The organism is Variovorax trehalosi, from assembly GCF_051216415.1.
In the GTDB taxonomy this organism is placed as follows: Bacteria; Pseudomonadota; Gammaproteobacteria; order Burkholderiales; family Burkholderiaceae_C; genus Variovorax.
On the sequence record NZ_JBPJZG010000009.1, the window covers coordinates 161,169 to 174,154 of the forward strand.

Below are 12,986 nucleotides of genomic sequence, written 5' to 3' on the forward strand. Positions count from 1 at the left end.
CATGAGCACACTCACCACCGAAACCGACGACACCCTCGCGATGCTGCGCGACAGCCTCGCGCGCTACCTCGACGACCACCACGGCTTCGAGCAGCGCCTGCATGCGCTCGCGAAGGCCGACGATGAACCGCCGCCGTTCTGGCAGGGCCTCTCGCGCGAACTCGATCTGCTGGGCGCGGCGCTGCCCGAATCGCAAGGCGGCCTGGGCCTGGGCATGGCCGCGCACCTCGCGCTGATGGAAACATTGGGCGGCGCACTCGCGGCCGAGCCCTACCTGTCGACGATGGTGATCGGCGCCGGCCTGCTGCAGCGCCACCCCGGCGCACAGGCCACCGCATTGCTCGCGCGCATCGTCTCGGGACAAGCCGTGCTGGCTTTCGCCCACGGCGAACCGCAGAGCCGCCACGACCGCACCGATGTGCAGATGCAGCTCGTGCGCGAGGGCGACGGTTTCCGGCTCGATGGCCGCAAGGCCGTGGTGCAGGCGGCGCCGTGGGCCAGCCACTTCATCGTCACGGCGCGCAGCGGCAAGGGCCTCTCGCTGCTCGTGGTGCCGAGGGACACGCCGGGCCTGCGCCTGCGCGCCTACCCGACGCGCGACGGCGGCCGCGCCGCCGACATCGCCTTCGACAACATGCGACTGCCCGCCGACGCATTGCTCGGCACCGAAGGCGGCGCGCTGCCGCAGATCGAACGCGCGCTCGACGAAGCCACGCTCGCCATCTGCGCCGAATCGGTCGGCGTCATGCGCCGCCTGCTGCGCGACACGCTCGACTATGTGCGCCAGCGCAAGCAGTTCGGCGTGCCCATCGCCAGCTTCCAGGTGCTGCAGCACCGCCTGGCCGACATGCACATGGCGCTGGAGCAGGCCGCGGCGCTCACCACGAGCGTCGGCGAAATCGTCGACACCGCGAGCGACGACGAGCGCGCCCGCGCGGTCTCGTCCGCCAAGGTGGCCGCCGCCAAGGCCTGCAAGGCCGTGGGGCAGGGCGCGGTGCAATTGCATGGCGGCATGGGCATGACCGAGGAGTTGGCCGTCGGCCACTACGTGCGCCGCGCCACGCTCATCGAAGGCCAGTTCGGCCCACCCGCATGGCACCTGCGCCGCGTGGCGCAGCTGCGCGCCGCCATATAGAAGGAGACAGGGAAGGAGATAACAGGCGCATTCGTCGCTTTGGACGATGCACCCCCAACCGCCCCCGCGCCAAGATGCCTCCACATACAGGAGACAGACCATGGCAGGTCCATTGCAAGGCCTTCGGGTGATCGAGATGGCGGGCATCGGCCCCGGGCCGTTCTGCGCGATGCTTTTCGCCGACATGGGCGCGGAGGTGATCCGCATCGAGCGCCCCGGCACGCGCACCGCGCCCTACGACATCCTCGCGCGCGGCCGCAGCACGCTGCAGATCGACTTGCGCGCCGAAGGAGCGGCGCAATCGGTGCTCGATGCCATCGCGAAGGCCGACGTGCTCATCGAGGGCTTTCGCCCCGGCGTGATGGAGCGCCTGGGCCTCGGCCCCGCCGAATGCCATGCGCGCAACCCGCGCCTGGTCTACGGCCGCATGACCGGCTGGGGCCAGCACGGCCCGCTCTCGCACGCGGCGGGCCACGACATCAACTACATCGCCATCAGCGGCGCGCTGCACGCCATCGGCCGCGCAGGCGAGCCGCCGGTGCCGCCGCTCAACTACGTGGGCGACTTCGGCGGCGGCGCGATGCTGCTGGCCTTCGGCATCCTCGCCGCGCTGCACGAGGCCAAGGGCTCGGGCCAGGGCCAGGTGGTCGATGCCGCCATGACCGATGGCGCGGCGCTCCTGTCTTCGATGATGTACGGCTTCAAGTCGGCCGGAATGTGGAGCAACCAGCGCGGCGAGAACATGCTCGACGGCGGTGCGCACTTCTACGACACCTACGCCTGCGCCGACGGCAAGTACGTGGCCGTGGGCGCCATCGAGCCGCAGTTCTATGCGCTGCTGCGCGAGCGCTGCGGCATCGCCGACGACACCGCCTTCGATGCCCAGATGGACGCCGACCGCTGGCCGCTGCTCAAGCTACGCATGGCCGACCTGTTCCGCACCCGCACGCGCGACGAGTGGTGCGTGCTGCTCGAAGGCAGCGACGCCTGCTTCGCGCCCGTGCTCGATTGGGACGAGGCGCCCGAACACCCGCACAACGTGGCGCGCGGCACCTTTGCGAACGTGGGCGGCGTGGTGCAGCCCGCGCCCGCGCCGCGCTTCAGCCGCACTGCGCCGGTGATGCCGCCTGCGACTGCGCACGACGACGGCGAGGCGATGCTGCGCCGCTGGGGCGCGACGACTGCGTCCGTCACCTCCGGCTGAGCGCGCTTTCACAAAACAACCCAAAAGGAAAACACCCATGCCCATCGACTTCCGCCGCTCCTGGAGCGATGAAGACCTGGACCTCTACCGCGACAACGTGGTGCGCTTCGTCGAAACCGAAGTGCTCCCGCACGACGAGGAAGCCCGCAAGCGCGGTCACGTCGGCCACGAGGTCTGGCGCAAGGCCGGTGCGCTCGGCCTGCTGTGCGCCGACATTCCCGACGACTACGGCGGCGCCGGCGGCGACTTCCGCCACGAGGCCGTGGTGTACGAGGAGATGTCGCGCCGCGGGCTCACCGGCATGGCCACCTCGGTGCACGCCATCGTGGCGCACTACATCCTCAACCACGGCACCGAGGAACAGAAGCAGCGTTACCTGCCCCGCATGGCGAGCGGCGAAATGGTCGGCGCCATCGCCATGACCGAACCCGGCGCCGGCTCCGACCTGCAGGGCGTGCGCACCCGCGCCGAGAAAAAAGACGGCGGTTACCTCATCAACGGATCGAAGACCTTCATCACCAACGGCTACCTCGCCGGCCTGGTGCTGGTGGTGTGCAAGACCGACCCGGCGCAGGGCGCCAAGGGCACCTCGATCCTCATCGTCGAGACCGAGGGCTGCGAGGGCTTTCGCGTGGGCCGCGTGCTCGACAAGATCGGCATGAAGGCGCAGGACACCTCCGAGCTCTTCTTCGACGACGTGCGCGTGCCCGCCGATGCGCTGCTCGGCGGCCAGGAGGGGCAGGGCTTCTTCCAGTTGATGAGCGACCTGCCTTACGAGCGCACCATCATCGGCGTGACCGCGCTCGCAGCCATGGAAGGCGCCTACGAGGCCACGCTCGACTACGTGCGCGACCGCAAGGCCTTCGGCAAGCCGATCGCCGAATTCCAGAACACCAAGTTCAAGCTCGCCGAGATCGCCACCCAGATCAAGGTGGGCCGCGCCTTCATCGACCGCTGCGTCGAAGACCTCGTGGCCGGCCGGCTCGACACCGCCACCGCCTCCATGGCCAAGCTCTGGGGCACCGAGGCGCAGGGCCGCGTGATGGACGAATGCCTGCAGCTCTTCGGCGGCTACGGCTACATGAGCGAATACATGGTCGCGCGCATGTATGCCGATGCGCGGGTGCAGCGCATCTACGGCGGCACCAACGAGATCATGAAAGAGGTGATTTCGCGGGCGCTGTGAGGCGCAACGCCCGCGCGTTCGAATCGTCTACGTCAGCCGGCGGATTTCTGCACGCGCGATCTCGCGGTGGTGGTACGAAGGCGAGATGCCGATGAAGCGCGTGTAGCGCTCCACCGCGGCCACGGTGTTGCCGGTGTCTTCCAGCTCCAGCGCCTCGAGCATGAACTGGGTGAAGAGCTTGTTGGCATCGGCCTCGCGGTCGGACGCCGCGAGCGTCTTGGGCCGCAGCTCGGGCCGCTCCGCGAAGATCTTGCGCTGCACTTCCATCACCTCGAGGAGCGCGCGGCCGATGCTCTCGATGTTCTCGGAGGTCGGCTCCAGCTGCGCCTCGCGCACCTCCGTGGCCGCCTGGTCGAGCAGATGGGAAGCCACCCGCAGCAGCTGGTGGAGGGGCTTGAGGTTCGTCATGGCCGGGCCGTCTGGCCGCCGGCCCTGCGTGCAAGAAAGAGGTCGGGCGGCGATGCCTGCTGCTGCTGCTCGGCCTCCTTCAGTTTTTCGGCCAGTTGGCGCTCGCGCTCCGCGATGGCGAGGCTCTTGGCCATGTCGTGGCCGTGCTCCTTCACCGAGAAGGCCTTGCACACGCTGCCCTTGCCCGCGGTGAACGTGGTCGCCAGCCAGTAGCCGGGATGGCCCGCGTTGGGCATCTTGAACTGCACCCCGCTCACGCCGCTGGAGTTGGTGATGCGGGTGATCTCGGACTTGGTGCGCTTGGTGGTGCGCGGCCCCGGCGGCTGCAGCGTCAGGCCCTGGCGGATCGCCTCTTCGGCCGGATGCAGCCGCGCGAGGCCGGACATGCGGTCCAGCTGCTTCTCGCGCTCCTCGATGGCGAGGGCCTGCGCCGCGCTGCCCACCGCGTCGACCGGAAAGTCGGTGCGAAGGATTTCGTCCTGCCCGATGTAGGTTTTTGCGACCCATGCCCGCACCCGGCCGCCGGACGCGACCTGGCAGAAGACGCCGGAGACGCCCGTGGTGTTGTTGGCCCGCAGTTTTTCGGCCCGCGTGCGCCGCGCCACCGGCGGCACGCTGCGCACCACTGCGTCGCGCCAGTCCTGTGCCTGCAGCAGCGCCTGCTCCAGGCTGCCGTAGCTGGCCTTGCCGAATTGCCGGTAGTAACGGGTGCCGTTGCGCACGAGCGAGACTTCAAAGCCCCAGGGGCGAGGGGCGATGCCGTACATGGCGGCGGGGTTGGGGATACCTCTGGGCATTTCTTCAGACGCGCTGCTTCTTTCAGCATTTCTGCTGGGGGCTCCCTGGCGGGTTTGGGCTGTTCTGTCAGCCATGCTAGGGATTGCGCGGGGGTGGCGGTATCACCGATTTCCGTAGTCCTGAGGCGACTGGACGGAAGGCCGCGGGTGCGCGCCGGCAGCGGGCTGCCCCACGGCAACGCTGTGCCATTGCGGCGCGGTGGGGGGACGGGGCGCTGGAACTACCGAATCACGCCCAGCCGTCGCGCAATCGCCACCGCCTGCGTCCGACTCTTCGCATCCAGCTTCATATTGATATTCCGCAGGTGCGTCCGCACCGTGCTGTCCGACACGAACAGCTTCTCCGCCATCGCATTGTTCGAGTACCCCTCGGCCAGCAGCTGCAGCACCCGAATCTCCTTGCGCGTCAGCGGCTCCTTGATCCCGTCGCCGGCCGGCGCCGCTTCCACATCGACCGCCGCCATCGGCCCCATCGCCTGCAGCAATCGCTGCAGGTAGTCCGCAAGGATCGGATCGCCGCGCGTCGAAGGGGACGCCGCAGCCTCCTGGGCAGCCGCATTCGCATACCGCTGCACCAGCATCCCCACCGCCGGCCCTTCATCGAGGATCAACCGCATGAAGCCTTCCTGGCTCGCCGTCTGCAGCACGGCGCTGATCTCATCGATCGCGGCGGCGACGTCGCCCGCGCGCTGCAGCGCCATCGCGCGCAGCACGCGCAGCTTCAGCACGCGGCGATAGCGGTTCGATGCGACGGCCGCATGCATCTCGGCATCGAGCACCGTCAGCGCCGCGCGCGCATCGCCGAACGCGATGTCCCAGCGCGCCTTCGCCAGCGCCAGGTAGTCGAGGTCATGCGCGGGCAGGCGCTGTCGCCGCTCGCGCGCCCACAGCTCCGGATCGTCCGCGCGCAACAGCTCATCGCGTGACGCGGGTCCGTTGCCCTGCAGCAGCAGCATGCGCGAGCGCTCCAGCTTCGCGCCGGCCACCACGCGGGGCAGTTGCCGGTGATGCCCGAGGTATTCGAGTTCGGTCAGCGCCTGCACGGCGGCGTCGATGTCGCCCGCATGGAACGCGATGCGCGAGCGCATGACGTGGCTCAGGATCATGTGGTCCGGCAGGCCGACGTCGCGCGCGAGCGGCAGGTACACGTTCAGCAGGTGATCGGCCTGCGGCAACTGGTTCGACTCGTACACGACGCCGGCATACAGCACGCCCGCCCAGGCATTGCCGTGGCTGTGGTTGTAGGAGACGGCATGCGTCGTATCGACCGCCATGCGCAGCCGCGCGGTCGCCTGCCGCAGCCGGCCTTCGTGCAGGTCGAACAGGCCCGCCAGCGATTCGGTGTACATGCGGTTGAAGGTGCTGTTCCCTTGCTCCCGCCGCGCGGCATCGAGCAGCCGCTGCGCCTCCCGCTGGTCGCCGCGCACGGCGAGGATGTGCGCCATCGCGTTGAGCAGCACGCTGTCGGCAAAGGGCAAGCCCGTTGGCAGCCGCGCGAGGCTGGTGCGGCCCACTTCGTAGGCCTCGTCGTGCCGGTCCTGCATCGCGAGCAGCAGCGGCACGAGCGTGTGCGCGCTCGCACGCACTTCAGGGATCTCGCTGTCGATGCAGCCCGATTGCTCGAGCATCTGCATCGCCTCCCACGGCCCGTGCGTGAAGCAGGTGGCCCACAGCGCGATGGGCTGCAGGAACGGGTGCGCGCGCAACTGGTGTTCCGGAATGGCGGAGAACCATCGCGCCAGCATGCGCATGCGGCCTTGCTCGAGAAACTGCCCCGCGTAGCTGTCGAGCAGCGTCAGCGCATGCGGATGGTCGCCGCCTTCGATGGCGTGGTCGATGGCGGGCACCGGCCGGTCCTGCGATTCGTACCAGCCCGAGGCCGCGAGGTGCAGCCGCTCGATCTCGCCGGGGTGCTCGCGCGCCAGTTGCGCGCGCAGGAAGTCGGCGAACAGGCTGTGATAGCGCCACGCGCGGCCGTCTCCGCTCACGGGTGTCAGGAAGAGATTGGCCGCGGCCAGCCGCTCCAGGATGGCCGCGCAGTCGATGCGCGGGTTGAGCGCCTGGCACACCGAGGCATCGAGCTGCCGCAGGATGCTGGTACGCAGCAGGAAGTCGCGAATCTCCTTGGGCTGGTGCGCGAGCACGTCTTCGGCCAGGTACTCGGCCACCGCGCGGTCGGAGCCCGAGAAGCGCTCGACAAAGCCGGTCTCGGTGCCGTGCCGCTCCAGCGCCATCGACGCGAGCCAGATGGCGGCCACCCAGCCCTCGGTCTTGCGGTGCAGCTGCGAGAGCAGGTCGGCCGGCAGCGTCTGCAAGCCTTGCGATGTCTGCGATGCATGGGCCTGCCGCAGGCCGAAGAAGGCGCTGGTTTCCTCCAGCGTGAAGCGCAGGCGATCGGTGTCGATCTCCATCAGCTGGCCGCGTGCGCGCAGCCGGCCCAGGCTCAGGTCGGGCAGGCTGCGCGAGCCGATCACGATCTGCCCGCGGCGCGGCAGCTGCTCGATGATTTCGCGCACGAGCCCGAGCACGGCGGGCTCCTGCACCACCTCGAAGTCGTCGAGGAACAGGGTGAAGGGCGCGTCGTGCGCGGCCAGCGCGGCGACCGCATCGAAGGGGCCGTTGGTGCGGGGCTCTTCCACGCCCAGGCGCTGCGCGGCCTCGGCCAGGCAATTGAGAAAGCGCGAGACGTCGTTGTCGGCGCGGTCCAGCGTGAGCCAGGCGGTGGCGGTGCCTTGCGCCTCCATGCGCTCGCGGATCTGCGCCATGGCCGTGGTCTTGCCGAAGCCGGCCGGGGCACGCACCAGCACCAGCTTCACACCGGCCGCGGCAACCTCTTCGCCGATGGTGGTGCGCGGCACCTGCGTGGCCACGAACGCCGGCGGGTTCAGCTTGGTTTCGAGAATCCGGGGAGAGGGCGGTGGAGAAGCAGGGGAAGGCATCGCAAACGGGGGAGTGAGCGCCTTGAAATTCCGTCGCTTCCGACGATTCCGGCGGTCGATTCTGCTGCCTAAACTGGTTTTCGAACAACCTTCCGGAGACAAGCCAAGATGCAACTCGATGCCAGTATTTCCGCCGTCGTCACTGGCGGTGCCTCGGGCCTGGGCGCCGCCACCGCGCGCCGCCTGGCCAGCCACGGCGTGAAGGTCGCGCTGTTCGACCTCAACGCCGAGCAGGGCGAGGCGCTCGCCAGGGAGCTGGGCGGCGTGTTCTGCAAGGTCGACGTGACCTCCGAAGAGCAGGTCGACGCGGCCTTCGTCAAGGCCCGGGCGGCGCACGGGCAGGAGCGGGTGCTGGTCAACTGCGCGGGCACCGGCAACGCGGTCAAGACCGCGAGCCGCGACAAGGCGACGGGCGAGATCAAGCACTTTCCGCTCGCCAATTTCGATCGCATCATCCAGATCAACCTGGTGGGCACCTTCCGATGCATCGCCAAGTCGGCGGCCGGCATGCTGACGCTCGACATGCTGCAGGACGGCGAGCGCGGCGCCATCGTCAACACCGCCTCGGTGGCGGCGCAGGACGGGCAGATGGGGCAGGCGGCCTACACCGCGTCGAAGGCCGGCATCGTCGGCATGACGCTGCCGATTGCGCGCGACCTGATGAGCGAAGGCATCCGCGTGAACACGATCCTGCCGGGCATCTTCGACACGCCGCTCCTGCAGGGCGCGCCCGACAACGTGAAGGCGGCGCTCGCGGCGTCGGTGCCCTTCCCCAAGCGACTCGGAAATCCGGCGGAGTACGCGACACTGGCCGAGCTGATGATCACCAACGGCTATTTCAACGGTGAGAGCGTGCGGCTGGACGGTGCCATCCGCATGGCGCCGCGGTAAGACAATCTTTTTCGCCAACCAACAACTGGAGACCCGAATGCCCGAAGCCTATATCGTCGCCGCCGCCCGCACCGCAGGCGGCCGCCGCAACGGCCGCCTGTCCGGCTGGCACCCCGCCGACCTCGCCGCGCAGGTGCTCAACGCGCTGGTCGAGCGCACCGACGTCGACCCCGCACTGGTCGAGGACGTCATCATGGGCTGCGTCGGCCAGGTGGGCGAGCAGGCCTCGAACATCGCGCGCAACGCGGTGCTGGCCTCTCGGCTGCCCGAGTCGGTGCCGGCGACTTCGGTCGATCGGCAGTGCGGCTCGTCGCAGCAGGCGCTGCATTTCGCGGCGCAGGCCGTGATGTCGGGCAGCATGGACATCGTCATCGCTGCCGGCGTCGAGAGCATGACGCGCGTGCCCATGGGCACGCCGAACATCCTGCCGATGAAGAACGGCCTGGGCTTCTATGTGAGCCCGCTCATGCAGAAGCGCTACCCCGACATCCAGTTCAGCCAGTTCACCGGCGCCGAGATGATCGCGAAGAACTACGGCATCGAGAAATCCGAGCTCGATGCCTACGCGCTGCGCAGCCACCGCAACGCCATCGCCGCGACGAAGGCGGGCCTGTTCGATGCCGAGATCGTGCCCGTGGCCGCGCGCCTGAACGACGGCACCGAGCCGGGCGACATGCACACCACCGACGAAGGCATCCGCTATGACGCCACGCTGGAGAGCATCGCCGGCGTGAAGCTGATTGCCGAAGGCGGCCGCTGCACCGCGGCCACCGCGAGCCAGATCTGCGACGGCGCGAGCGGGGTGATGGTGGTGAACGAGCGCGGGCTCAAGGCGCTGGGCGTGAAGCCGCTCGCGCGCATCCACCACATGAGCGTGATGGGGCACGACCCGGTGATCATGCTGGAGGCACCGCTGCCCGCCACACAGCGCGCCTTGAAGAAGGCCGGCATGAAGATCGAGGACATCGACCTGTACGAGGTCAACGAAGCCTTCGCGCCGGTGCCGCTGGCCTGGCTGCAGGCATTGGGTGCCGACCCGGAACGTCTGAACGTCAACGGCGGTGCGATTGCGCTGGGCCACCCGCTGGGCGCCTCGGGCACCAAGCTGATGACCACGCTGGTCCACGCGCTCGCGCAGCGCGGCAAGCGCTATGGGCTGCAGACGATGTGCGAAGGCGGCGGCATGGCGAACGTGACGATCATCGAACGGCTTTGAGGGCGGGCGCCAGCAAGCACTCAGGCCTGCCAGGCCTTCAGCGCGGCCCGCAGGCATTCCTCGAAGCCCCGCTCGACGCGCGACGGGTTCACCGACTCGATGCCCAGCGCCTCGTGCGTGACGCCGTGTTCGCCCGAGCGCTGGTCGTAGGAAGACACGTGGTGCACCTGCCGTGTCGCCGCAAAGGCACGCAGCGTGAAGACCGACTCCCGCGAAGCCAGGTCCGCCAGCCTCACACCGGCGACCGGCGAGAAGCGCACCGAGATGTAGGGCTTGTACGGGTTGGCCAGGTCGTCGTCGACGATCGCATCGTGCCGCGAGGCGACGAGGTCCGCGACGAAGGCGTCGAGCAGCGGCCTCACGTCCGCCTCGACCCGCGTCTTGAACTCCGAAAGAAACGCTTCGCGCGCGACCTGCGTGTTGACGGCGGCGGCGGCCTTGCTGGCGGCACGCGCGGCGATCGCGGCCTTGTGTTCTTCGATTGCTTTCTTGACCAGCGACATGGGGTGCTTCAGGTGTGTGCGTTCGCGTTCGCCCGAGGCGTCGAATGCTCGGTTCAGGATCGGGGGCGGGAGGGGCCCGGGAGATTCTTCAATGCAGAAAAATCGGGCGCGGCGACTGTAACGGCGCAACCTGGCTGTCCCCTGCGCAAAGGAAAAAAGTATCGCCTGGCGATACCGAAGGTAGCAGTCAGGGGCGTGGCTTGAGCGGCTTGCGCGCGATATGGATCGCCACGATGCCGAGCGACAGCCGCTCGAACGCGACCTCCGCGAACCCCATGTCCCGGAGTTCGGCGGCCAGCCCTTCGGCCGTGGGGAAATCCTGGATGCCCTTGAGCAGGTAGCGGTAGGCCGAGGCATCGCCGCCGGTCGCCGCCCATCCGATGACGGGCATGCACACGGCCATGTAGCCGAGGTAGGCGCGGTGAAGCCAGCGCACGGAAATGTTCGATGCTTCCAGTGCGATGAAGCGGCCGCCCGGCTTCAGCACGCGGAGTGCTTCGCGCAGCGCCAGCTTGCGCTCGCAGATCTTGAGGCCCAGCGAGATGGAATAGAGATCGACGCTGTTGTCCGCGATCTCCGGCATCGCGTGCGCATCGAGCACCCGGAACTCGACGGGCACCTTCAACTGCGTGGCACGCCGACGCGCGATCGCGAGCATCTGCGGGCTGATGTCCGTGGCGACGATCTTCTGGCCGGACTGCAGGCCTTTGCGCTGCGCCACCTTCAGGACGACGTCGCCTGTGCCTGCGGCGACGTCGAGGAGATCGGTCCACGGCTCTTGCGCGATGAGCGCTGCCACCCTTCGCTTCCACAGCCGATGAATGCCGAAGCTGAAGAGGTCCGACAGGAGGTCGTAGCGTCCGGCGATGCGGCCGAACACGTCATCTTCCTGCGTATGAAAGTCGGCGGCGTTGTTCATGGGCTCATGCGCTCCGGGAAAACAACCGGAACGGCGAGCTCAGCAAGCAGCCGAGCCACAGCGACGCGAGCCCATCCGATGCCTTGTCGTGCCAGCCGTGCTTGTCGTCCCACAGCAGCGCGTCGTCTTCGATCTGCACGCTCCACGTCGCATCGGCGAGCACTTCGCGGCGGATTCGGTTGAGGCAACCGACCCAGTGGCGTGCGCCCTTGTGCATGGCGAAGGGCTTGTTGTCGGGGAGCGCGGTTGCGCCCGAAAGCACCTCTTCGCCCTTGAGGCGGGAGGTTGCGTAGAGAGTGAAGCTTTCCCAGTTGAGGCCCTTGCCTGTGTGGGCGTAGCGCTCGATTTCGGTGGCGACATCGAACGATTGCACGATCGCGTCGATGCGCTGTACTTCGATGGGGGTCAGCGGCGTGGCCCGCTTCGCGGTGTAGTAGATGCTGAAGCCCATGGTGTTCTCGTTTTGATTGAAGCCCGTGTGCGGCGGGATTCTGCGACAGGAGTCAGATATCCACGACCTGCGTCGAGAGAACGATGAAAGTGCTTTCTCCAGTCGTGGACTCCACTCCATCCGGATGGGTCGTTCCAACGCGAAGCAACGAGCGCCCATTCGCGTCTACCCACTCTGCTTGGACTTCGCACGCGACGGCACCTGAAAGCGGATAGCTGCTCTGGGGGCCAATGCTTTCTGCCGTGACGACTGGGGCTTTCTCCGTGAAGAGATGGAGCCGACCTTCGGCATCGATCAATCTGCATTCGACCCATCCGGGCTGGTGGTCATCGATCCAGCGGGAGATCTCGACGGAGATGGCCTTCATCTGTGCTTTCCTATCGCGCGCTCACCGGTGGCGCCTTGCGCCGGATTCTGCCTGTGAGCCCGGCATTCGCTTACCGTAACCGCAGCCGAACGTCCCTTCGAATCGCCCCACTCGCAAGCACGATCCCCGGCACCACCAGTGTCAACGCCATCACCACCGCCACCGTGATGGGCTCGCCCATGAAGAAAGCCGCCCCGAGCGTCGTCAGCACCGGCACGGCCGCCGCCGACAGCGAGGCGCGTGCCGCGCCGAGGTGCGAGATGGCCACCCCGTAGATGACCAGGCCGAGCGTGCCGGCGACCACGCCTTGTCCCACGGCCTGCAGCGCCACATCGGGCCAGGGTGCGCCGAGCAGCCGCGGTATGCCTGTGAAGCACAGCAGCGGCAGCAGCAACAGCGTCGACCAGCCGTTGACGAAGGCCGCACCCTGCCATGCTGTCAGGCCGCAGTGTCCGAACGCGAGTGAGTAGACGGCCCAGAGCATCGCGGCGCCGAGAAAGAGCAGGTCACCTTGCCAGCTCAGCGAGCCCGGCCGGAAGCTGCCCACCGCGAAGAGCGCCATGCCGAGGGCGATGCAGCAGAGACCGATCAATCGGACGCCTTGCACCCTCTCTCCCTTGTGGATGCGCGCGCCGATGGCCGTGAAGAGCGGCAGGCTGCCGGCCATGAAGATGCCCATGTGACTGGCCGGCGCCCACTGCGCGCCGGCGAGCACCAGCAACCCGAAGGGCAGTCCGCCGCCGATGACCAGCAGCGCGAGCGCAATGCGTGGCGCCTTGGGCGAACCTGGCGTCTTGCCGAACAGGAAGGGGCAGAGCAGCAGCGCTGGAATGCCGTAGCGCAGCAGCGCGATGTCCAGCGGGCCGAGCGTGGTGGTGACACCGTGGCGCGAGATGAGTTGCCAGGCGCTGCCCACGAGCGCCGCGGCCAGTGCGGCGAAGAGGCCGATGGGAAGGTTGCGGTCCATCGG

At 68.2% G+C, this 12,986-nt stretch carries 13 protein-coding genes; 5 read left to right on the forward strand and 8 right to left on the reverse strand.

What is annotated here, in order from left to right:
• Window position 1: 1 nt before the first annotated feature.
• The 3 genes from ACSFA7_RS28655 to ACSFA7_RS28665 all read left to right on the forward strand — a co-directional run bounded on the left by ACSFA7_RS28655 (window position 2) and on the right by ACSFA7_RS28665 (window position 3,525).
• Window positions 2-1,135 carry an acyl-CoA dehydrogenase family protein gene (locus tag ACSFA7_RS28655; RefSeq protein WP_435502490.1) on the forward strand — a complete coding sequence of 378 codons (1,134 nt, stop codon included), beginning with the start codon at window positions 2-4 and terminating at the stop codon, window positions 1,133-1,135.
• A gap of 100 nt (window positions 1,136-1,235) precedes the next feature.
• A complete protein-coding gene (locus ACSFA7_RS28660; RefSeq protein ID WP_435502491.1) occupies window positions 1,236-2,339 on the forward strand; it encodes a CaiB/BaiF CoA transferase family protein in 1,104 nt (367 codons plus the stop codon).
• A 37-nt stretch (window positions 2,340-2,376) separates the two neighbouring features.
• Entirely contained in the window at window positions 2,377-3,525 is a 1,149-nt protein-coding gene (locus tag ACSFA7_RS28665; protein WP_435502492.1) for an acyl-CoA dehydrogenase family protein, read from the forward strand.
• Window positions 3,526-3,552: 27 nt separating this feature from the next.
• Here ACSFA7_RS28665 and ACSFA7_RS28670 read toward each other — a convergent pair whose 3' ends face one another.
• The 3 genes from ACSFA7_RS28670 to ACSFA7_RS28680 form a co-directional block, all read right to left on the reverse strand.
• Complete coding sequence (locus ACSFA7_RS28670) at window positions 3,553-3,933, reverse strand: hypothetical protein (RefSeq protein ID WP_435502493.1); 381 nt, start codon at window positions 3,931-3,933, stop codon at window positions 3,553-3,555.
• Window positions 3,930-4,730 carry an AP2 domain-containing protein gene (locus tag ACSFA7_RS28675; protein ID WP_435502494.1) on the reverse strand — a complete coding sequence of 267 codons (801 nt, stop codon included), beginning with the start codon at window positions 4,728-4,730 and terminating at the stop codon, window positions 3,930-3,932. Before ACSFA7_RS28675 ends, ACSFA7_RS28670 begins: the two co-directional genes overlap by 4 nt.
• Before the next feature lie 221 nt (window positions 4,731-4,951).
• Entirely contained in the window at window positions 4,952-7,669 is a 2,718-nt protein-coding gene (locus ACSFA7_RS28680) for a winged helix-turn-helix domain-containing protein (protein WP_435502495.1), read from the reverse strand.
• A 108-nt stretch (window positions 7,670-7,777) separates the two neighbouring features.
• Between ACSFA7_RS28680 and ACSFA7_RS28685 the strand changes: the two genes are divergently transcribed.
• Complete coding sequence (locus tag ACSFA7_RS28685; RefSeq protein WP_435502496.1) at window positions 7,778-8,560, forward strand: SDR family NAD(P)-dependent oxidoreductase; 783 nt, start codon at window positions 7,778-7,780, stop codon at window positions 8,558-8,560.
• A 37-nt stretch (window positions 8,561-8,597) separates the two neighbouring features.
• Complete coding sequence (locus ACSFA7_RS28690) at window positions 8,598-9,776, forward strand: acetyl-CoA C-acetyltransferase (protein WP_435502497.1); 1,179 nt, start codon at window positions 8,598-8,600, stop codon at window positions 9,774-9,776.
• A 20-nt stretch (window positions 9,777-9,796) separates the two neighbouring features.
• Here ACSFA7_RS28690 and ACSFA7_RS28695 read toward each other — a convergent pair whose 3' ends face one another.
• The 5 genes from ACSFA7_RS28695 to ACSFA7_RS28715 all read right to left on the reverse strand — a co-directional run bounded on the left by ACSFA7_RS28695 (window position 9,797) and on the right by ACSFA7_RS28715 (window position 12,983).
• Window positions 9,797-10,279, reverse strand: a complete 483-nt coding sequence (locus ACSFA7_RS28695) for a hypothetical protein (RefSeq protein WP_435502498.1) — start codon at window positions 10,277-10,279, stop codon at window positions 9,797-9,799.
• A 187-nt stretch (window positions 10,280-10,466) separates the two neighbouring features.
• Window positions 10,467-11,198 (reverse strand): ubiquinone/menaquinone biosynthesis methyltransferase, encoded by a 732-nt coding sequence (locus tag ACSFA7_RS28700; protein ID WP_435502499.1) that lies wholly within the window; start codon window positions 11,196-11,198, stop codon window positions 10,467-10,469.
• Between the two features lie 4 nt (window positions 11,199-11,202).
• On the reverse strand, window positions 11,203-11,649 hold the full coding sequence (locus ACSFA7_RS28705; protein ID WP_435502500.1) for a hypothetical protein: 447 nt from the start codon (window positions 11,647-11,649) through the stop codon (window positions 11,203-11,205).
• 52 nt (window positions 11,650-11,701) lie between these two features.
• A complete protein-coding gene (locus tag ACSFA7_RS28710) occupies window positions 11,702-12,016 on the reverse strand; it encodes a hypothetical protein (protein ID WP_435502501.1) in 315 nt (104 codons plus the stop codon).
• 70 nt (window positions 12,017-12,086) lie between these two features.
• Window positions 12,087-12,983, reverse strand: a complete 897-nt coding sequence (locus ACSFA7_RS28715) for a DMT family transporter (RefSeq protein WP_435502502.1) — start codon at window positions 12,981-12,983, stop codon at window positions 12,087-12,089.
• Between the last annotated feature and the right edge of the window lie 3 nt (window positions 12,984-12,986).